The organism is Kitasatospora sp. NPDC087314 (assembly GCF_044744365.1).
Lineage (GTDB): Bacteria > Actinomycetota > Actinomycetes > Streptomycetales > Streptomycetaceae > Kitasatospora.
The window spans coordinates 137,469-156,683 of record NZ_JBIUYE010000001.1; the positions used below are offsets into that span (position 1 = coordinate 137,469).

Consider the following 19,215-nt stretch of genomic DNA (forward strand, 5'->3'; position numbering starts at 1 on the left):
GCCGTCGCGGGGCGACCATGGACAGCATGACGCATCAACTTCGCGCGGAGTACGGCCCGCAGGGGGCGACCGGCGGGGTCAGGGTCTGGCACGTGGTACGCGAGTCCGACCCCGCGATGGCGCTCTGCGGCCGCAGCATGGCCGACGACGCCGAGACGCGGCCCGAGCAGGAGTGGGGTACCGGGCTGCGCTGCTGCCAGCAGTGCGGTTCGCTCTACATGCACGAGGTGCCGCACATGCAGGGGAGCCACCCCTACAGTTAGGCCAGCTACGCCATGGTGGAGGTCATGCCATGAAGCTGCACGACGAACTGCCCGTCGACACCCGCCTCGTCACGGTGTGGCGGATCGGAGCGGGGCTCGGGGGGATCTTCCTGATCGTGTTCGGGTGCCTGGGACTCGCCGGCGAACCAGGCTTCCTCGCCACGCACGGTGACCGGATCGCCGGGCTGTCGACCAACGGGGCGCTGAGCATCCTGTCCATCGTGGCGGGCGCGATCCTGGTGGCGGGGTCGGTGATCGGCGGGAACTTCGCGTCCGACCTGAACATGGTGGTCGGCCTGCTGTTCGTCCTCTCCGGCTTCTACGGCCTGGCGGTGCTCGGGCGGCCGGACGCCAACATCCTCAACTTCCGGATGTCGAACGTGCTGTTCGCGTTCATCTTCGGAGTGGTCCTGACGACCTTCGGGATGTACGGCCGGGTGAGCAGCCACCTGCCGCACGACAACCCGTTCTGGCGCGAGCGGACGGAGCGCGAGACGGCGCGGCCGTCCGGGCCGAAGACCTTCGTCAAGGTCCTCAACCCGAACCCGGGTCCGACCCACCCGGTCGGCCACTGAGCCGCCGCGGGGGCCGCCTATGCTCGGCGGCATGAGTGACATCGTCGAGCTCGACCCCGAAGACAAGAAGATCATCACCCTGGCCCGCTCGGCCCGCGCCCGCAACGGCGTCGCCGAGGGGGCCGCGGTGCGTGACGAGACCGGCCGGACGTACGTGGCCGGGACGGTCGCGCTGGAGTCGCTGCGCCTGAGCGCGCTGCAGACGGCGGTGGCGATGGCGGTGGCCAGCGGCGCGAAGTCGCTGGAGGCGGCGGCCGTGGTGAGCGAGGCGGAGCAGCCGGCCGAGGCCGACCTGGCGGCCGTCCGGGACCTCGGCGGGGCCGGGACGCCCGTGCTGCTGGCCGGGGTGGACGGGACGCTGCGGGTGGCGGCCGAGGCCCGCTGAGGCCCTGCTGGGGCCCGCCGAGGCTCTGCTGGGGCCCGCTGGGTCGGGCGACGGCGGCGGCCCGGCGAACACCTGCTCGGGCTTGGCAGATAATCTCACCGGGGGAGTGAACTCGGTGAGGGGGCTGGGCACATGGGGGCGGTGGCGTTCTTCGCCGGGCTGCTGTTGTTCGTGATGGGGATGGGCAAGTGGCAGGAGACCGGCTCGCCGTACTGGCTCTGGGGCTCGGTCGCCTTCCTGGTCGTCCTGGTGGTGATGTCGCTGGTCGCGCGGGGCGGTCGCAAGGGCTGATCGGGCCGTGCGGGCGGGGCCGGACGGCGCGGCTCCGGTGATCAGGGAGAATGGAGCACATGAGTGCCCCTTCCTCCTCGTACCGCTCCGGCTTCGCGTGCTTCGTCGGCCGACCCAACGCGGGCAAGTCGACCCTGACCAACGCTCTGGTGGGGACGAAGGTCGCGATCACCTCCGACCGCCCGCAGACCACCCGGCACACCGTGCGCGGCATCGTGCACCGCCCGGACTCCCAGCTCGTCCTGGTCGACACCCCCGGACTGCACAAGCCGCGCACCCTGCTCGGCGAGCGCCTCAACGACCTGGTCCGCAGCACCTGGGCCGAGGTCGACGTGATCGGCTTCTGCCTGCCCGCCGACCAGAAGCTCGGCCCCGGTGACAAGTTCATCGCCAAGGAACTCGCCGAGATCAAGAAGACCCCCAAGGTCGCCATCGTCACCAAGACCGACCTGGTCGACTCCAAGCGGCTCGCCGAGCAGCTGATCGCCGTCCACCAGCTCGGCGAGGAGCTGGGCATCGAGTGGGCCGAGATCATCCCGGTCTCGGCGGTCGGGGACAAGCAGGTGGAGCTGGTCGCCGACCTGATCACCAAGCTGCTGCCGGAGGGCATGCCGCTCTACCCGGACGGCGACCTGACCGACGAGCCCGAGCAGATCATGGTCGCGGAGCTGATCCGCGAGGCCGCGCTGGAGGGCGTGCGGGACGAACTGCCGCACTCGCTGGCCGTCGTGGTCGAGGAGATGCTCCCGCGCGAGGGCCGCCCGGCGGACCGCCCGCTGCTGGACATCCACGCCAACGTCTACATCGAGCGGCAGAGCCAGAAGGCGATCGTGATCGGCGCCAAGGGCGCGCGGCTCAAGCACGTCGGCACCACCGCCCGCAAGCACATCGAGGCGCTGCTCGGCACGCCGGTCTTCCTGGACCTGCACGTCAAGGTGGCCAAGGACTGGCAGCGCGACCCGAAGCAGCTGCGCAAGCTCGGGTTCTGAGCCCCGGCTCCCCGTGAAGGCCCGCCCGTCCGGGCGGGCCTTCGCCGTGTCCCGGTGTTCTGGTGCCGGCGCCCTGGTGCCGGGGTGCTGTGCGCGGTGGGTGCTTACGCGCCCTCGCGCAGCACCAGCGACACCAGTTCGCGCTGCGGGTCGGTGAGCTTCGGGTCGGCGCAGTACACCGTCCGGCCGTCGACGGTGATCTCGTAGTGGAAGCCGTCCGGCACTCCGTACGAGGGGGCCCGCAGCCCGCCCGCGACGGCCTCGCGGGCGAGCGCGTGGACGTGCGGGGCGTCCGTGCGGTCGACGGTGTCGAGTTCCGCGTGGCGGACGATCCCCGCGAGGCCGCCGGTCCGGGTCACCTGGATACGCATGGTGTCCATGGTGCTACCCGGGGAGGGGGTTCGCCGGGCTTTTCCCGGACCGTGACCTTAGGACCGACCGGCACATGGTGGGCGCCGCGACGCCCACCATGTGCCGGTCGGTCTAAGCCCGGCTCAACCTGGTCTCAACCGGGGCCCGGCCGGGTGGGCGTCAGCCGGGGCTGACGCCCACCTGTGCCCAGGACGCCGTCACCGTGTCCGCCACCGAGGTCTGGTCGGGGTAGCGGGCCTTGGCGGCGGCCACCGTGGCCCGGGCGAAGGCGGTGAAGTCGGCGTCGGCGGGCAGCCGGCGCCCGGTCAGCGCGTCGTACCAGATCCGCCCGGCGCGCTCCCAGGCCGGGCCGCCGAGGGCGGTGGCCAGCAGGTAGAACGCGTGGTTGGGGATGCCGGAGTTGATGTGCACGCCGCCGTTGTCCTCGGCGGTGTTCACGTAGTCCCGCATGTGCGCGGGCTGCGGGTCCTTGCCGAGCTGGGGGTCGTCGTAGGCGGTGCCGGGGGCCTTCAGAGAGCGCAGCGCCACGCCCTGGACGCCGGGGGCGAGCAGTCCGGCGCCGATCAGCCAGTCGGCGTCGGCGGAGTCCTGGTGCAGCGCGTACTGCTTGACCAGCGAGCCGAAGACGTCGGAGACCGACTCGTTGAGTGCGCCGGGCTGGTCCTGGTACTGCAGTCCGGCGGTGAACTGGGTGACGCCGTGGGTGAGTTCGTGGCCGATGACGTCGATGCAGGCGGTGAAGTCGCCGAAGATCTGGCCGTCGCCGTCGCCGAAGACCATCCGCTGGCCGTTCCAGAAGGCGTTGTCGTAGTCCTGGCCGTAGTGCACGGTGGCGTCCAGGCGCAGCCCCTGGTCGTCGATCGAGCGGCGGCCGTAGACGTCGGCGTACAGCGCGAAGGTGGCGCCGAGGCCGTCGTAGGCGTGGTTGACGGACTGGTCGGAGACCGGGGCCTGGCCCTCGGTGCGGACGGTGCGGCCGGGCAGCCGCTGGCTGTGGCCGTCGTCGGCGATCACCCGGCTGGGGGCCGGGTGGCCGCCGGTGGGCGGGGGAGCGGTGAGGCGGGCCGCGCGGTGCGCGGTGTCGAGCGCGAGGGAGCGGACGGCGGGCTCGTGACCGGCCTCGGCGAGGCGGTCCAGGACGTACGGCGGGACGATCGCGCAGAGCGGTACTGCAGCAGTCATGTGGCCCAGGGTGAGGCCTCGATGACCGGTTGTCACCACCCTTGGCGTGACCGGTCGGTGTCTCAAGGGGTGGAACGGTGGTCCGGATCACTTCGGGGGCGCGCGGCCCTGGGTTACGCTGGGGCCATCATGCGCAACGGGCTGCTTCTTCTTAGCTGCCGCGTCGAGGGCCTGTAGTCCACAGGGCCGGCTCCCTCGCCGCGGGGATCGAGCTGTGCGCGTCATCCGGCGATCCGACGGAGGATCGCCAGCGGCAGCTGGCCGGCCAGTCGGTGTTGACCTTTCCCGACCCGTCCCGCACCACGCATCACAGGAAGCCGAGAGTCATTCCATGACCGAGCAGAGCTCCGCCGCGTCCATCCCCGCCGGTCGCGCCTTCGTCGACCGTCCCACCCCGATCACCGCCGCCTCCGTGCGCCAGCAGCCCTCCGGCATGCGGCACGGGCGCTACCTGCCGTTCGACACCGTCGACCTGCCGGACCGGACCTGGCCGAGCAGGGTGATCACCAAGGCGCCGCGCTGGCTCTCCACCGACCTGCGGGACGGCAACCAGGCGCTGATCGACCCGATGTCCCCGGCCCGCAAGCGCAAGATGTTCGACCTGCTGGTCGCGATGGGCTACAAGGAGATCGAGGTCGGCTTCCCGTCCTCCGGCGCCACCGACCACGCCTTCGTGCGGTCGCTGATCGAGGAGGGGGCGATCCCCGAGGACGTCACCATCTCGGTCCTGACGCAGGCCCGCGAGGAGCTGATCGAGAAGACCGTCGAGTCGCTGGTCGGCGCCCCCCGCGCGACCGTCCACCTGTACAACGCGACCGCGCCGTTGTTCCGCCGGGTGGTGTTCCGCAACGACCGGGCCGCCACCAAGGCGATCGCCACCGACGGCACCCGGCTGGTGATGGAGTACGCGGAGAAGCTGCTGGGCGAGGACACCGTCTTCGGCTACCAGTACTCGCCGGAGATCTTCGTGGACACCGAGCTGGACTTCGCGCTGGAGGTCTGCGAGGCGGTCATGGACGTCTGGCAGCCGGGCGAGGGCCGCGAGATCATCCTGAACCTGCCGGCCACCATCGAGCGGGCCACCCCGAACGTGCAGGCCGACCAGTTCGAGTGGATGTCGCGCAACCTGTCCCGCCGCGAGTTCGTCTGCCTGTCGGTGCACCCGCACAACGACCGCGGCACCGCCGTCGCCTCCGCCGAGCTGGCCTACATGGCGGGCGCCGACCGCATCGAGGGCTGCCTGTTCGGCCAGGGCGAGCGAACCGGCAACGTCGACCTGGTGACCCTGGGGATGAACCTGTTCTCGCAGGGCATCGACCCGCAGATCGACTTCTCCGACATCGACGAGGTGCGCCGCACCGCCGAGTACTGCAACCAGATGGAGGTGCACCCTCGCCACCCGTACGCCGGCGACCTGGTGTACACCTCCTTCTCCGGATCGCACCAGGACGCCATCAAGAAGGGCTTCGACGCCCTGGAGGCGGACGCCAGGGCCGCGGGCGTCCCGGTCGAGGAGCACACCTGGGGCGTGCCGTACCTGCCGATCGACCCGAAGGACGTCGGCCGCACCTACGAGGCGGTCATCCGGGTCAACAGCCAGTCCGGCAAGGGCGGTGTGGCGTACGTCCTGAAGAACGACCACAAGCTGGACCTGCCGCGCCGGATGCAGATCGAGTTCTCCCGGATCATCCAGGCCAAGACCGACGCCGAGGGCGGCGAGGTCACCCCGGCCGAGATCTGGCGGGTCTTCGAGGACGAGTACCTGCCGACCCCCGACAACCCGTGGGGCCGGATCTCGCTGAGCGGTTCGCGCACCCTGACCACCGAGGACGGCCGGGACGCGCTGATCGCCGGCGCGATGGTGGACTCCGTACCGGTGACCCTGACCGGTGTCGGCAACGGTCCGGTCTCCGCCTTCACGGACGCGCTGGCCCGGATCGACGTGGACGTCCGCGTCCTGGACTACGCGGAGCACGCGCTGAGCGAGGGCGGCGACGCCCAGGCCGCGGCGTACGTCGAGTGCGCGGTGGACGGCAAGGTGCTGTGGGGCGTCGGGATCGACGGCAACACCGTGCTGGCCTCGCTGAAGGCGATCATCAGCGCCGTCAACCGGGCGCAGCGCGGGTAGTTCGTACGAGTGGCATGCGGCGGGGCCGTCCTCCGGGGCGGCCCTTCGTCGCGCCTGGGGCCGCTGTGTCCTGCGCCACATTTTTTCGAGTCGGAAGCCGTTCGAGGTACTGACACGTGCCGGTAACCATGGCAACATCGATCCACCGGAAAGCCGGGTCGGTGGGACGGCCCAGGTGTCCGGTCGCGTGACCTGCCCATTGTTGTGCAGGCCGTCTGCCATGTCTGGGGAGTGGCGCCGTGACCAGGTTGTGGGGTGTTCGCCCGCGGTGGCGGACTGACGTTCTCGGTGACTTCTTCTGCCCGGGCTGTGGCGGGGACCGCAACTACCGCCGGCAGCACGGCCGGCGGTGGCTGCGGCTGCTGGGCACCCCGGTGCTCCCGCTCGGCCCGGTGGTCGGCAGCGTGCAGTGCACCAGCTGCCGCGGCCGGTACGGCGTCGAGAGCCTGGAGCAGCCGACCTCCGTACGTCTCGGCGCGATGCTGCGGGACGCGCAGTACACCATCGCGCTGGCCGTGCTCGCGGCCGGCGGCACCGCCCACCGGGCGGCCCGTGATGCGGCCTGCACGGCGGTGCGCGAGGCCGGGTTCGAGGACTGCGGCGAGGCCCAGGTGCTGGCCGCGCTCGCCGCGCTGTCCGGGCTCGGCGGCGAACTGCACGACGCCCACGGGATGGCCGGCGGCCTGGCCGTGGAACTGCACGCGGTGCTCGAACCGCTCGCCCCGCACCTGGCCCACCAGGGCCGGGAGCGGCTGCTGCTGCAGGGCGCGGCGATCGCCCTGGCCGACGGACGCTACCTGCCGCAGGAGCGCGAGGCGCTGGCCGCGGTCGGGGGCTGTCTGGACCTGCCGCAGTCCCGGGTCGGGGCGCTGCTGGAGGCGGCGACCCGGGCTCCGTACTAGCTCCGTACCGGACCTCCTCCCCGTCTCCCGTCCCTCCTGAGCCGTCTCCGATCCCTCCGAGCCATCTCCGATCCCCCACAAAACGGGCCCGTCTCCCCCCTCCGGGCCCGCCGTGACCCGCACCGTACGGTCCTCCCCCACGGACTCGGTGCGGGCAACACGGCTGTCGGTCGGTGGGGGAGAATGGCTTCCATGAGTCTTTTCCGGGACGACGGCGTCGTGTTGCGGGCGCAGAAGCTCGGCGAGGCCGATCGGATCATCACTCTGTTGACCCGACAGCACGGCAAGGTGCGTGCGGTGGCGCGCGGGGTGCGCAAGACCAAGTCCAAGTTCGGCGCCCGCCTGGAGCCCTTCTCGCACGTGGACGTGCAGTTCTTCAGCCGGGGGAGTGAGTTGGTCGGTCGCGGGTTGCCGCTGTGCACCCAGGTGGAGACGATCGCGCCGTACGGCGGTTCGATCGTCACCGACTACGGCCGCTACACCGCCGGGACGGCGATGCTGGAGACCGCCGAGCGGTTCGCCGAGAACGAGGGCGAGCCGGCCGTCCAGCAGTACCTGCTGCTGGTGGGCGGCCTGCGCACGCTGGCGGCCGGGGTGCACGAATCGCACCTGGTGATGGATGCCTTCCTGCTGCGCTCGCTCGCGGTGAACGGGTACGGCGCGAGCTTCACCGACTGCGCCAAGTGCGGCCTGGAGGGGCCGAACCGTTTCTTCTCCCTTCCCGCAGGCGGGGTGCTCTGCCCGGACTGCCGAGTGCCCGGATGTGCCGTACCCTCCCCTGAGACACTGGTACTGCTCGGGGCGCTGCTGTCAGGGGACTGGCAGACGGCCGATTCCTGCGAGCCGAGGTACTGGCGGGAGGGCAGCGGCCTGGTCGCGGCCTATCTGCAGTGGCATTTGGAGCGGGGCATCCGCTCGATGAGATACGTGGAGAAGTGAGCACATGGCAGCGCGACGGCTCTTCGGCGGCGGCAAGCAACGGGAGTACCTCCCCCCGACCCCGCACCCCAGCGGCGCAAAGCCCCCGAAGATCCCCGGCGAGCTGGTCCCCGACCACGTCGCGATCGTGATGGACGGCAACGGCCGCTGGGCCAAGGAGCGCGGACTGCCGCGCACCGAGGGCCACAAGGTCGGCGAGGCGGTCGTGCTGGACGTCCTCAAGGGCGCCATCGAGCTCGGCGTGAAGAACATCTCGCTGTACGCGTTCTCCACCGAGAACTGGAAGCGCTCGCCCGACGAGGTGAAGTTCCTGATGAACTTCAACCGGGACGTCATCCACCGCCGCCGCGACGAGATGGACGCGATGGGCGTGCGGGTCCGCTGGGCGGGCCGGATGCCCAAGCTGTGGAAGAGCGTCGTCCAGGAGCTGCAGGTCGCCGAGGAGCAGACCAAGGACAACGACGCCGTCACGCTCTACATGTGCGTCAACTACGGTGGCCGGGCCGAACTCGCGGACGCCGCGGCGGCCCTCGCGGCCGACGTCGCGGCCGGCCGGCTGGACCCGAAGAAGGTCAACGAGAAGACCCTCGCCAAGTACATGTACCACCCGGACATGCCGGACGTGGACCTGTTCCTGCGCCCCAGCGGCGAGCAGCGCACCTCCAACTTCCTGCTCTGGCAGTCCGCGTACGCCGAGTTCGTGTTCCAGGACGTGCTCTGGCCGGACTTCGACCGCCGCGACCTGTGGCGTGCCTGCGAGCAGTACGCGATGCGCGACCGCCGCTTCGGCGGGGCGATCCCGAACGAGCTCCCCGCGCCGCTGGAACTGCCCACCCAGCGCTGACGCGACGCGGCGAAGGGCCCGCGGGATTCGCTCCCGCGGGCCCTTCGCCGTACTCGTGCTCGGGCCGGTTGCCCGGACCGTCCGCTCAGAGCTTCTTGGCGCACTCCGCGCAGGTGCCGAAGATCTCCAGGGTGTGCGCGATGTCGCTGAACCCGTGCTCCGCGGCGACCGAGTTGGCCCAGCGCTCCACCGCCGGGCCCTCCACCTCGACGGTGGCGCCGCAGTGCCGGCAGACCAGGTGGTGGTGGTGCCCGCTGCTGCACCGGCGGTAGACGGCCTCGCCGTCGGCGGTGCGCAGCACGTCCACCTCACCGGCGTCGGCGAGCGACTGGAGGGTGCGGTAGACCGTGGTCAGACCGACGGAGTCCCCGCGGTGCTTGAGCATGTCGTGGAGCTCCTGCGCGCTGCGGAAGTCCTCGATCTCGTCCAGGGCCGCCGAGACGGCGGCACGCTGCCGGGTCGAGCGGGCACGCGGCGACGGGCCTGCGGTGGTCACCGTGGGTCCTCCTGGGGTGGGGGGCGTCTCGCACCTCATTGTGCCAGCCCTGCCCCCCGCCCCGGAGTGGTCGCGTCGGACGAATCCCGTCCCGGGAGTTGCTCCGCGTTCCGCTTCGGGACCTGCCCCGGGATCCGCTCCGGCAGTTCGACGTCGCAGACCTTCGGCCCCGGGTCGGTGGTGGCGCGGTGGCGCCGTCGGGCGAGTGGTGCGGCGAGCAGGCTGAACACGGCGAAGACCGCGATGGCGAGCAGCACGATGGCCGGGCCGGAGGGCACGTTGAGGTGGTAGGAGCCGGTGACGCCGGCCAGCGAGACCACCACGCCGAGCGCGATCGAGGCCGCCTGGGTGGCGGCGAAGGACCGGGTGAGCTGCTGGGCGGCGACCACCGGGACCACCATCAGGGCGCTGACCAGCAGCAGCCCGACCACCCGCATCGCGACGGTGACGGTGACCGCGGCCATCACCGCGAGCAGCAGGTTGAGCGTGCGCACCGGCAGTCCGGTGACCCGGGCGAAGTCCTCGTCCTGGCAGATCGCGAAGAGCTGGCGGCGCAGGCCGACGGTGACCGCGACGACCACCGCACCGAGCACCGCGATGGTGATCAGGTCGGCGGGGGCGACGGTGAGGATGGAGCCCCACAGGTAGCTCTCCAGCGAGCCCGCGCCGGCCTGGGCGGAGAGCGAGACGAGCAGCTTGCCGCAGGCCATGCCGCCGTAGAAGAGCATCGCCAGGGCGATGTCGCCGCGCTGGTTGCCGCGCGAGCGGACCAGTTCCATGGTGACGGCGCCCAGCACGCAGACCAGTACGGCCATCCAGACCGGGCTGGTCTGGAAGATGAAGCCGAGGCCGACGCCGGTCATCGCGACGTGCCCCATGCCGTCGCCCATCAGGGCCTGCCGGCGCTGCACCAGGTAGATGCCGACGGCCGGGGCGGTGATCCCGACCAGGACGGCGGCGAGCAGGGCGCGCTGCATGAAGTCGTAGGAGAGCATCTCGGTCATGCGAGCAGCCTCGGCGGGGTGTGGTCGGCGTGCGGGTGGACGTGGTCGTGGCCGGGCAGCGCGTGCAGGCCGGTGTTGGGCACGGGCGGGCCGTCGTGCGCGACGCAGCCGTCCCGCAGCACCACGGCGCGGTCGATCAGCGGCTCCAGCGGCCCGAGTTCGTGCAGCACGAGCAGGACGGCGGCGCCGCGGGCGACCTCGGCGCGCAGGGTGTCCGCGAGCACCTGCTGGCTGGCGGCGTCCACGCCGGCCATCGGCTCGTCCATGATCAGCAGGTCGGGGGTGCCGACCAGGGCGCGGGCGATCAGCACCCGCTGCTGCTGGCCGCCGGACAGGTCGGCGACGCCGTCCCCGGCCCGCTCCAGCATGCCGACGGCGGCCAGCGCGCGGTCCACCGCCGCGCGGTCCCGGCGGCGGAACGGCAGCAGCCGGTGCTGCGGCAGCCGTCCGGTGGAGACCACCTCGCGCACGGTGGCCGGGACGCCGGAGGCGGCGGTGGTGCGCTGCGGGACGTACCCGATCCGGTGCCAGGCGCGGAACCCCGCGTACGGGACGCCGAACAGTTCCAGCGCACCCTGCTCCAGCGGGACGGAGCCGATCACGGCCTTGACGGTGGTGGACTTGCCGGATCCGTTGGCGCCGAGCAGGGCGACCACCTCGCCGGGCTGGACGGTGAGGTCGACGCCGCGCAGTACCGGCCGACCGCCGCGCGAGGCGACGGCGTCGCGGAGGCGGACGGCCGGGGGTATCGGGTGGGTCATGGTGTGCTGTCGTCCCGTCAGCTGGTGGTGGCGCCGGTGGTGGGGGTGCTCGCGGCAGGGGTGTCGCCGAGGGCGGTGCGGAGGTTGGCCAGGTTCTGCTTCATGACCGAGAGGTAGTCGTCCTTGGAGGGGTCCTTGACGCCCTCCAGCGGGTCCAGGACGGCGGTCTTGAGGCCGAGGTCCTTGGCGACGGTGTCGGCGAGCTTGGGGCTGACCAGGGTCTCGAAGAAGATCGTGGTGACGCCGTTGTCCTTGGCGGCCTTCTGCACCTCGGCGAGGCGGGCCGGGGTGGGCTCGGACTCGGGGTCGACGCCGTTGATGGCGACCTGGGTGAGGCCGTAGTGGTCGGCGAGGTAGCCGAAGGCGGCGTGGCTGGTGACGAAGGTCTTGGTCTTGGCGTCCTTCAGGCCGTCCCGGAACTCCTGGTCCAGGGTGGTCAGCCGGCCGACCAGGTCGTCGGTGTTGCGGCGGTAGTCGTCGGCGTGGGCCGGGTCGGCCTTGGCGAACTCGTCGCCGACGCTCTTGGCGATGGCCGCGTAGCGGGTCGGGTCGAGCCAGATGTGCGGGTCGCCGGCCGGGCCCTCGTGCTGGTGGCCGTCGGCCTCGGCGGTGCCCTCGTCGAGGTGGTGGTCGACCAGCGGGCTGGCGGCGGTGGCGTCGATCTTGTGCTTGCTGGAGGACTGGGCGACCGCCTGGTCGACGGTGGGCTGCAGGCCCTTGAGGTAGAGGACCGCGTCGGCCTTCTGGACGGTGGCGACCTGCTTGGCGGTGAGCTCCAGGTCGTGCGGCTCGACGCCGGCCGCGGTGAGGTCGGTGACCGCGACGTGGTCCTTGCCGATCTGCTGGGCGAGGTATTCCATCGGGTAGAAGGAGGCGACCACCTTCAGCTTGCCGTCGGCGCTCGCGGCGCTGCTGCTGCCTCCGCAGGCGGTGAGGGCGAGGGAGGCGGCGAGGCCGGTGGCGGCGAGGGCTATGGAGCTGCGGGCACGTCGTCCGATCATCATGACAATCATTCTCATCTCAAGTGGAAATGATTGTCAACTCACTCGGATGGGTGAACGGCAGATGGCGATGGGTGGGGTCGGCCGGACGATACCGATTTGAACCCCGTACCCGTATGGCCGGTAACCTGAGGTATTCGGGTACGCGCAACCAGCCGTGCCCTGACCGTGCCGTACGTACTGAAGAGAGCACTGTGGCCGCCGACAAGATCGACACGATCGTCAGCCTGAGCAAGCGCCGTGGCTTCGTCTACCCCTGCAGCGAGATCTACGGCGGCACGCGTGCCGCCTGGGACTACGGGCCGCTGGGCGTCGAACTCAAGGAGAACATCAAGCGCCAGTGGTGGCGCGCGATGGTCCAGGCCCGTGAGGACGTCGTCGGACTCGACTCGTCGGTGATCCTCGCGCGCGAGGTGTGGGAGGCCTCCGGCCACGTCGCCACCTTCAACGACCCGCTGACCGAGTGCCTCTCCTGCCACAAGCGCCACCGGGCCGACCACCTGGAGGAGAAGTACGAGGCCAAGCACGGCTTCCCGCCGCCGAACGGCCTCAAGGACGTCAACTGCCCCGACTGCGGCACCAAGGGTCAGTTCACCGAGCCCAAGGACTTCTCGGGCATGCTGAAGACCCACCTCGGCGTCACCGAGGAGGCGAGCGGCCTGGCCTTCCTGCGCCCCGAGACCGCCCAGGGCATCTTCACCAACTTCAAGGCCGTCCAGACCACGTCGCGCAAGAAGCCGCCGTTCGGCATCGCCCAGACCGGCAAGAGCTTCCGCAACGAGATCACCCCCGGCAACTTCATCTTCCGCACCCGCGAGTTCGAGCAGATGGAGATGGAGTTCTTCGTCAAGCCGGGCGAGGACGAGCAGTGGCACGAGTACTGGCTCCAGCAGCGCTGGGACTGGTACGTCGGCCTGGGCCTGCGCACCGAGAACATGCGCTTCTTCGAGCACCCGAAGGAGAAGCTCTCCCACTACGCCAAGCGCACGGTGGACATCGAGTACCGCTTCAACTTCGGCGGCAGCGAGTTCTCCGAGCTGGAGGGCGTCGCCAACCGCACCGACTACGACCTGCGGGTGCACAGCGAGGCGTCCGGCCAGGACCTCAAGTACTTCGACCAGGAGTCCGGCGAGCGGTACTTCCCGTACGTCATCGAGCCGGCGGCCGGCCTCAACCGCGCCATGCTGGCCTTCCTGATCGACGCCTACTTCGAGGACGAGGCGCCCAACGCCAAGGGCGTCATGGAGAAGCGCGTCGGCATGCGGCTCGACCCGCGCCTGGCCCCGGTCAAGGTCGCCGTCCTGCCGCTGTCGCGCAACGCCGACCTCTCCCCGAAGGCCCGCGGCCTGGCCGCCGACCTGCGCACCGCGTGGAACGTCGAGTTCGACGACGCCGGCGCCATCGGCAAGCGCTACCGCCGCCAGGACGAGATCGGCACGCCGTTCTGCGTCACCGTCGACTTCGACACCCTCGAGGACAACGCGGTGACCGTCCGCGACCGCGACACCATGTCGCAGGAGCGCGTCTCGCTCGACCAGGTCAAGGCGTACCTGGCGGCGCGGCTGATCGGCTGCTGAGCCCGCTTCGCTCTGCGGGAGCCCTCGTTCGCCCCTGTCCGTTCGGGGCGGGCGGGGGCTCCTGCGTGTTCCCGGCGGTTCCGCCCTCCGCTCACCGGCCGGCGCTACCGTCTGCCCCAGCGGGACCGGGGGGCCGCCGCCGGCTCGGTCGGCAGGCCGGCGCTGCGCAGGGCGGCGAGGGTCGTCCGGTGCCGGGCGCCGTCGGCGAGCAGCGCGGCGAGCAACTGCCCGTACAGCTCCGGGCTGGTGTCCAACGCGGCCGCCAGCCGGACCAGTTCCACCGGCGGGCGCAGGGCCGCCAGCTCGTGCAGCAGGACGGTCGCGAGTTCGGCCGGCAGGTCCGTCGCCAGCGCGGTCAGATCCGCCGTCGGCCGGCCGGCCGCCTGGCGCAGCAGCGTCCGCACGTCGGCGTGCCGACCCGTGCGCTGAAGGCCGGTCGCCAGCGCCGTCACCTCCGGCGTCGGCGCCGAACCCCACTCCCACAGCAGCGTCGCGCCGTCCGCGCTCTGCCCGGCCCGCTCCAGCGCCGCCAGCAGGGCGGGCAGCGCCGACGCCGGATAGCCCCAGAACGCGTGGAACAGCTCCGCCGCCTCCTCCGCCAGCCCCAGCTCGCGCAACTGCGCCAGCATCGCCACCGCCTGGTCCGGGGCGCACTGCGCCGCGCTCCTGGCCAACTGGAGGGCCGCGCCGGTCGGGCCGCGCCGGGAGAGCATGCCGACCAGCAGCGCGGCGTCCGCCGGATCGAGGCCGGTGGCCGCCCGGGACAGCAGCTCCGTCGCCTCGGTGAAGGCGCCGGCGCGGTGCAGGGCCGACACCCGCTCGGCGAGGGCGCCGATGTCGGGGCGGGCCGGGGGAGGCGGTGCCTGGGCCGTCGGCTCCTCGGGCGACCGCCGGTGCCGGAGCCGGTTCTCCAACGCCTCCAGCTGGTCGCTCAGTTGGAGGCAGCGGGCGCCCAGGCCCTCGCGCAGGGTGCGTGCCTGCGCCAACTGTCGCAGCAGGTCCCCGTCCGGCCGCTGGCGGCCCGGCGCCGCCCGGATCGCCTCGTTCAACCGCCGCTCCCGCTGGCTCGCGTAGCGGCTCGCGCGGAGTAACTCGTCCAGCTCCGCCCGGAGTTCGTACGCCTGTTGCTCGCCCTCCGGGTCTCGGTCTGCGGGTTGTGCCGTCGGCCCCATGCGCATGATCGCCCCACCCCGTCCATCTCGCCCCTGACTGCGGGACATCCTGGTGTTGTCATATGGCGGGGGAGTTAAGGGAGCACGTCCAGTCGTGCGCGACTGGTGTCAAGGAGCGCGCAGACGGCGGCCGTTGCGAGAAGTGCGCCGGTCGCGCTCCGCAGCGGGACGACCGCCCTCATGCGGCCAGCCGCGTCCGCGCCTCCATCAGTGCGAAGCCGAGCAGGTTCAGCCCCCGCCACTCGTCGGGTCGTTCCGCGCGGATGTCGTCGGCCGCGAGCCCGATGCCCCAGATCCGGTCCACCGGGCTGGCCTCCACCAGCACCCGCTGCCCCGTCCTCACCAGGTACGCGCGCAGCGCCTCGTCCTGCCCGAACTTCGCCACGTTCCCTTCGACGACCAGCTCGAACCGCCCCGCCGTCCACGTCGCCTCGTCGAACCCCTTGACCAGCCGCCCCAGCTTCTTCGCCTCGGCCGGCGTCCTGGCCCTCAACACCCGCTGCTCGATGGCCTCGTCCCCGAACATCCGGGCCTTCCCCGCCATCATCCAGTGCTCGGCGGACGCGTACGCCACCCCGTCGACGGTGAACTCCCCGGGCCACCACTGGCTCAGGCACTCCTGCCGGGTCCCGCCGCCCTTCCGCTCGGTGTGCCCCCAGAACATCAGCCACTTCGGCCGCGCCCCGGCGGCCACCAGCGCCGCCAACTCCTCCCGGCTACGGACGTCGGCAGGGTCCCCCACATGCATCTCACTCATATCGTCATTCTGACGCAAAGGGGGCTGTCGAGCCAGCGGGTTTTCGGTGGCCGGTGGGGTCAGCCGGCGGGCAGGGCGTTCGCCATGTCCCGGAAGCGGGTCGACACCCGCATCATGCCGTCCGCGCCGACGTTGAGGTTCTCGATCCAGCCGTCCCGGTACCAGAAGAGCGACGGCGTCAACGGGGCCGGGTCGCCGGCCGCGAGCTCCTTCGACAGGTCGATCAGGAAGCGGATGGCGTTCAGCGACAGGCCGGTGCGGATCGGGACCGCGCAGAGCGCGTTGTTCGTCGGCAGGGCGACCAGGGCGCCGTGGGGCAGCTCGATGCCCCCGCCCAGGGCGTGCTCCAGGCGCAGGGCGTGGGCGGCGCCGGGCCAGGCCCCCGTCCCGTTGACGGTGTGGATGGTGTCGCCGTTGGACGCGTCGAAGACCTGCCGGTTGAGTTGCTCGGTGGCCAGGTTCGCGAAGGCCCGCTCCCACAGCTCGGCCCGGCTGATGCTCCACTGGTCGGCGGCGTGTTCGGCTATCGACAGGGCCTCGGTCTTGCCGGCCCGCTTGCCGGCGTCCACGCAGAGGACGACCGACAGCTCGTCGTCGATCTGCCGCGCCATCGGATCGGGCCCCAGGCCGCGGCTCCTGGTGATCAGGAGCCGCAGCCGGTCCCGGACCTCGAAGACCGAGATCCTGGCCAGCGCCTGGCATGGGCCGTGCTCGTCGCACAGCGGCCTCGGAAGGTTCTTGCGGCTGCCGAACAGTGGCATGGGTGACTCCCCGGGTGCTTGTGGTGGTCGAGCTGTGCCACAGCATTCCACCGGTCGGCCCTGCCGTCCCGGGATCACCCGATTCCCGGACGCATGCTGATGATGCGTCAGCAGGTGGAGTGCTCCAGCGCCGGGCTGGTCAGGGCGACGCGTGCCTCAAGCCGGTCGGCGAGTTGCCCGGTGCGACTGTCGTAGACGAGGGCGTCGAGGGCGGTGGTGGCGGGCCTCACGGGGTGAGCCAGCTGTCGAGCCGCACGGTGATCAACTTCTCGTTCGCGCCCACGACCTTGGCGGCGAGGGGCACGCCGCCGGGCGCGTGGAGCGTGACGGTCGCACCGACGGCGGGGTACCACGGCTGCTGGTCGGCCTGCTCGCGACGGGCGCGGACACCGGCGCGCAGGACGTCGACGATCTGGACGACGACGGAGGTCGGAGCGGCGCCGAGGTCGATGAGGACGATGCCGGTGACGGAGGCGCACTGCCAGTCGATCCCGGGGGAGGGGAGTTGGGTGCCGGCATAGGCGAGGGTCGCCTTGAGGTCGTCGAGGGCGTCGGCGGCCTCGCGGCGGTCCTCGGCGGTGATTCTTCTGAGCATGGAAGCCATGGCGCTGCTCCTGGTGAGTTTTACGTTTGGGTCTCCAGATTGCTGGTGCGGAGCTACGCTGTGAAGCCAACTGGTTACAGCTTGTTGCGTGTAAGGATTGGGAGAGCCCGATGCCCAGGCCGGAAGTCCTCCTCGGAGGAATGACCCCACGTGAGTACTACGCCTCAGAGCTGCGCCGACTGCGTGAGGCGGTCGTCCCGCGCATGTCGCAGGAGAAGCTCGGGGCGCTGGTGTTCGTCTCAGGCGGGTACATCGGACAGTTGGAGACGGCGGTGAGGGTGCCGCAGCTCGACCTGTCCAAGCGGATCGATGAGGCGCTCTCTACAGGTGGAGTGCTGGAGCGGCTGCACTCCCTGCTGGGCTTCACGAGGTTCTCCGACTACTTCGAGCATGCCTCCGACCACGAGGCTCGGGCGCTGACAATCAGCGAGTACGCCGGGCAGATCGTCCCAGGTGTGCTGCAGACCCCGGAGTACGCGCGAGCACTGTTCTTGGATGCCGGAACCATTTGGACTGAGGAACAGATTGTTGCGAATGTTGCCTCGCGAATGGAGCGAGGACAGCGCATCACGGCACCAGATGGGCCTGAGTTGTGGTTCATCCTCGACGAGGCAGTGCTCCGCAGGGTGATCGGTAGCCGCCGGATTATGGCCCACCAGTTGCGACATCTGGCAGAAATGGCCAGGCTGCGGCGCATGGTTCTTCAGGTCGTCACATTTGAGGCTGGGGCTCATGCGCTCTCGGGTCTGCTCTGTCTGATGACGTTCGATGACGCTCCGCCCCTCGCGTACAGCGAGTCGGCCTATGCTGGCCAACTGCTGGATGACCCGCAGATGCTGGCCAAGTGCCATCGCGCATACGATCTGACTCGGGCCACCGCGCTGTCCGCGCGGGCATCTCTGGCCTTCATCCAGTCGATCGCAGAGGGATACGAGAGTGGCAAGCACGGGTCAGCAGCCAACTCGATGGCGTAAGAGCAGCTACAGCAACTCCGACAACGGCTCGTGCGTGGAGGTCGACGACGCCCACTCTGGCCGTGTGCGCGACTCCAAGGACCCTGAGGGCCCGGCCCTCGCCTTCACCCCCGCCGCCTGGCAGTCCTTCGTGACCGCCGTCCGCGCGGGCGAGTTCGGCACCAGCATCTGATCTCGCGGCCTTGGGCCCCGCGCCCAAGGCCGCCGTTCCCGCCGGAGGCGTCCCGCATGGCCAGGCGTGACTACGAGGACGACCCCGCCGCGCCGAAGCCCAACAGCCTGGTGCCGTCCGCCGCGGTGGTCGTGGTCGACAGCGCCTCACCGGTTGGAGCAGCGGCCGCACACCCGTCGTCCGCTAGTGCCGCATAGGGCACCGTTCGCCCGTTCTGGGGGGATGAATGACACGCCGGGCAGAGCGGTTGCCGCGTAGCCTGCCTGGCTGTGGACATGGGACGTGCTGATCAACAACTCCGCCTGATCGCTGAGGCCGTGGAGGTTGCCGGAGCCCTTGGGGCCGAGATGTGGCTTCGGGGCGGATGGGCCATGGACTTCTTCCTCGGAGAGGTCACCCGGGACCACGAGGACATCGACTGGTTCGCCTGGGCGAAGGATGCCGGGAAGCTGTCTGAAGGCCTGCTGCTGCACGGCTATCAACCGGTCTCAGGGCCACCGCCCGATCTGCAGCTCGATGTCGTCAAGGGCGGGCTGGGGAGCAGCTTCACGCTCCTGGACCGGGATACGGCCGGCCGTGTGGTGGTCGCCGGGGGCCCCTGGGCCGGTACACCTTGGCCCGAAGGGATGCTCGATGCCGCTCCGGGTCGTATCGGTGGCCTGCGGTGCGCGGTCGTGAGTCCGCAGGCCCAGATCGAGATCAAACGGATGATGCCGATCTGGGACCCCTCCCGGCCCCGGCGGACCAAGGACGCCGAGGACATCGCCCGATTGGAGACAGCCCTCCGCGCGCGGGCCGGCGGTCCGAGTGAGGTCCGTGGATCGGCAGTCGCTCTGCCTCGACCAGCCCACCGGCCGGCCTCGCTGGACGCGTTGTAGCGGCGGCTACTTGAGGCCCTCTGCGACGCGGATGAGTTCGTTGTCCGAGAGCGGTGTTGGCCCGCCGGTGGTGACGCTGAAGGTGTAGGTCCCGTCGGACCAGGTCAGTGCACGGGGACCGGTCGGCGTAGGCGGTCAGTGCGCACATGACTGGCTGGCCGCGCATGAAGCCGGCTCCCCTCATCAGG

24 protein-coding genes are annotated in these 19,215 nt (G+C 70.9%); 13 read left to right on the forward strand and 11 right to left on the reverse strand.

Annotation, left to right across the window (positions count from 1 at the left end; all coding sequences use genetic code 11):
- Window positions 1-26 precede the first annotated feature (26 nt).
- The 5 genes from ACIO5E_RS00605 (at window position 27) to era (ending at window position 2,503) form a co-directional block, all read left to right on the forward strand.
- The gene (locus tag ACIO5E_RS00605; protein ID WP_280676998.1) at window positions 27-263 is read left to right on the forward strand and encodes a hypothetical protein; all 237 of its coding nucleotides are present in this window, start codon (window positions 27-29) and stop codon (window positions 261-263) included.
- Window positions 264-292: 29 nt separating this feature from the next.
- Window positions 293-838, forward strand: coding sequence for a DUF4383 domain-containing protein (locus ACIO5E_RS00610; RefSeq protein WP_400661831.1), 546 nt, complete (start codon window positions 293-295; stop codon window positions 836-838).
- A gap of 31 nt (window positions 839-869) precedes the next feature.
- Window positions 870-1,223: a hypothetical protein gene (locus tag ACIO5E_RS00615; RefSeq protein WP_063351091.1), complete on the forward strand. Its 354-nt coding sequence runs from the start codon at window positions 870-872 to the stop codon at window positions 1,221-1,223.
- Window positions 1,224-1,355: 132 nt separating this feature from the next.
- Window positions 1,356-1,514, forward strand: coding sequence for a hypothetical protein (locus ACIO5E_RS00620; protein WP_280676992.1), 159 nt, complete (start codon window positions 1,356-1,358; stop codon window positions 1,512-1,514).
- Between the two features lie 59 nt (window positions 1,515-1,573).
- Window positions 1,574-2,503 carry a GTPase Era gene (gene era, locus ACIO5E_RS00625; protein ID WP_400661833.1) on the forward strand — a complete coding sequence of 310 codons (930 nt, stop codon included), beginning with the start codon at window positions 1,574-1,576 and terminating at the stop codon, window positions 2,501-2,503.
- A 104-nt stretch (window positions 2,504-2,607) separates the two neighbouring features.
- Here the strand turns inward: era and ACIO5E_RS00630 are convergent, their stop codons facing one another.
- A complete protein-coding gene (locus ACIO5E_RS00630) occupies window positions 2,608-2,874 on the reverse strand; it encodes a protealysin inhibitor emfourin (RefSeq protein WP_280676988.1) in 267 nt (88 codons plus the stop codon).
- 160 nt (window positions 2,875-3,034) lie between these two features.
- Window positions 3,035-4,057, reverse strand: a complete 1,023-nt coding sequence (locus tag ACIO5E_RS00635) for a M4 family metallopeptidase (protein WP_400661837.1) — start codon at window positions 4,055-4,057, stop codon at window positions 3,035-3,037.
- Between the two features lie 331 nt (window positions 4,058-4,388).
- Between ACIO5E_RS00635 and leuA the strand changes: the two genes are divergently transcribed.
- The 4 genes from leuA to ACIO5E_RS00655 all read left to right on the forward strand — a co-directional run bounded on the left by leuA (window position 4,389) and on the right by ACIO5E_RS00655 (window position 8,870).
- Window positions 4,389-6,185 carry a 2-isopropylmalate synthase gene (gene leuA / locus ACIO5E_RS00640; protein WP_400661840.1) on the forward strand — a complete coding sequence of 599 codons (1,797 nt, stop codon included), beginning with the start codon at window positions 4,389-4,391 and terminating at the stop codon, window positions 6,183-6,185.
- A gap of 239 nt (window positions 6,186-6,424) precedes the next feature.
- Window positions 6,425-7,087: a TerB family tellurite resistance protein gene (locus ACIO5E_RS00645; protein WP_400661843.1), complete on the forward strand. Its 663-nt coding sequence runs from the start codon at window positions 6,425-6,427 to the stop codon at window positions 7,085-7,087.
- Between the two features lie 192 nt (window positions 7,088-7,279).
- Entirely contained in the window at window positions 7,280-8,026 is a 747-nt protein-coding gene (gene recO / locus ACIO5E_RS00650) for a DNA repair protein RecO (RefSeq protein WP_280676980.1), read from the forward strand.
- 4 nt (window positions 8,027-8,030) lie between these two features.
- Window positions 8,031-8,870 (forward strand): isoprenyl transferase, encoded by an 840-nt coding sequence (locus ACIO5E_RS00655; RefSeq protein ID WP_400661845.1) that lies wholly within the window; start codon window positions 8,031-8,033, stop codon window positions 8,868-8,870.
- Window positions 8,871-8,955: 85 nt separating this feature from the next.
- Here ACIO5E_RS00655 and ACIO5E_RS00660 read toward each other — a convergent pair whose 3' ends face one another.
- The 4 genes from ACIO5E_RS00660 to ACIO5E_RS00675 are packed head-to-tail and all read right to left on the reverse strand — an operon-like array spanning window position 8,956 to window position 12,135.
- Window positions 8,956-9,366: a Fur family transcriptional regulator gene (locus ACIO5E_RS00660; protein ID WP_280676976.1), complete on the reverse strand. Its 411-nt coding sequence runs from the start codon at window positions 9,364-9,366 to the stop codon at window positions 8,956-8,958.
- A gap of 35 nt (window positions 9,367-9,401) precedes the next feature.
- Window positions 9,402-10,370 carry a metal ABC transporter permease gene (locus ACIO5E_RS00665; RefSeq protein WP_400661848.1) on the reverse strand — a complete coding sequence of 323 codons (969 nt, stop codon included), beginning with the start codon at window positions 10,368-10,370 and terminating at the stop codon, window positions 9,402-9,404.
- Window positions 10,367-11,131: a metal ABC transporter ATP-binding protein gene (locus ACIO5E_RS00670; protein WP_400661851.1), complete on the reverse strand. Its 765-nt coding sequence runs from the start codon at window positions 11,129-11,131 to the stop codon at window positions 10,367-10,369. Before ACIO5E_RS00670 ends, ACIO5E_RS00665 begins: the two co-directional genes overlap by 4 nt.
- 17 nt (window positions 11,132-11,148) lie before the next feature.
- The gene (locus ACIO5E_RS00675) at window positions 11,149-12,135 is read right to left on the reverse strand and encodes a metal ABC transporter substrate-binding protein (RefSeq protein ID WP_400661854.1); all 987 of its coding nucleotides are present in this window, start codon (window positions 12,133-12,135) and stop codon (window positions 11,149-11,151) included.
- 191 nt (window positions 12,136-12,326) lie between these two features.
- On the opposite strand from ACIO5E_RS00675, the gene ACIO5E_RS00680 reads away from it, so the two are divergent.
- The gene (locus ACIO5E_RS00680) at window positions 12,327-13,709 is read left to right on the forward strand and encodes a glycine--tRNA ligase (protein WP_030061233.1); all 1,383 of its coding nucleotides are present in this window, start codon (window positions 12,327-12,329) and stop codon (window positions 13,707-13,709) included.
- Between the two features lie 104 nt (window positions 13,710-13,813).
- Here the strand turns inward: ACIO5E_RS00680 and ACIO5E_RS00685 are convergent, their stop codons facing one another.
- The 5 genes from ACIO5E_RS00685 to ACIO5E_RS00705 form a co-directional block, all read right to left on the reverse strand.
- The gene (locus ACIO5E_RS00685; RefSeq protein ID WP_400661861.1) at window positions 13,814-14,887 is read right to left on the reverse strand and encodes a hypothetical protein; all 1,074 of its coding nucleotides are present in this window, start codon (window positions 14,885-14,887) and stop codon (window positions 13,814-13,816) included.
- Window positions 14,888-15,059: 172 nt separating this feature from the next.
- The gene (locus tag ACIO5E_RS00690; RefSeq protein ID WP_400661863.1) at window positions 15,060-15,638 is read right to left on the reverse strand and encodes an NADAR family protein; all 579 of its coding nucleotides are present in this window, start codon (window positions 15,636-15,638) and stop codon (window positions 15,060-15,062) included.
- Window positions 15,639-15,697: 59 nt separating this feature from the next.
- Window positions 15,698-16,399: a hypothetical protein gene (locus tag ACIO5E_RS00695; protein WP_400661865.1), complete on the reverse strand. Its 702-nt coding sequence runs from the start codon at window positions 16,397-16,399 to the stop codon at window positions 15,698-15,700.
- Window positions 16,400-16,506: 107 nt separating this feature from the next.
- A complete protein-coding gene (locus ACIO5E_RS00700) occupies window positions 16,507-16,629 on the reverse strand; it encodes a hypothetical protein (protein ID WP_280676964.1) in 123 nt (40 codons plus the stop codon).
- Window positions 16,626-17,003 (reverse strand): hypothetical protein, encoded by a 378-nt coding sequence (locus tag ACIO5E_RS00705; protein ID WP_400661868.1) that lies wholly within the window; start codon window positions 17,001-17,003, stop codon window positions 16,626-16,628. Before ACIO5E_RS00705 ends, ACIO5E_RS00700 begins: the two co-directional genes overlap by 4 nt.
- Window positions 17,004-17,206: 203 nt before the next feature.
- On the opposite strand from ACIO5E_RS00705, the gene ACIO5E_RS00710 reads away from it, so the two are divergent.
- From ACIO5E_RS00710 to ACIO5E_RS00720, 3 genes are all read left to right on the forward strand, one after another.
- A complete protein-coding gene (locus ACIO5E_RS00710) occupies window positions 17,207-17,977 on the forward strand; it encodes a helix-turn-helix transcriptional regulator (RefSeq protein ID WP_400661871.1) in 771 nt (256 codons plus the stop codon).
- A gap of 34 nt (window positions 17,978-18,011) precedes the next feature.
- Complete coding sequence (locus tag ACIO5E_RS00715) at window positions 18,012-18,149, forward strand: DUF397 domain-containing protein (protein ID WP_400663366.1); 138 nt, start codon at window positions 18,012-18,014, stop codon at window positions 18,147-18,149.
- A 275-nt stretch (window positions 18,150-18,424) separates the two neighbouring features.
- Window positions 18,425-19,027, forward strand: a complete 603-nt coding sequence (locus ACIO5E_RS00720) for a nucleotidyltransferase domain-containing protein (RefSeq protein ID WP_400663369.1) — start codon at window positions 18,425-18,427, stop codon at window positions 19,025-19,027.
- The last annotated feature ends 188 nt before the right edge of the window (window positions 19,028-19,215 follow it).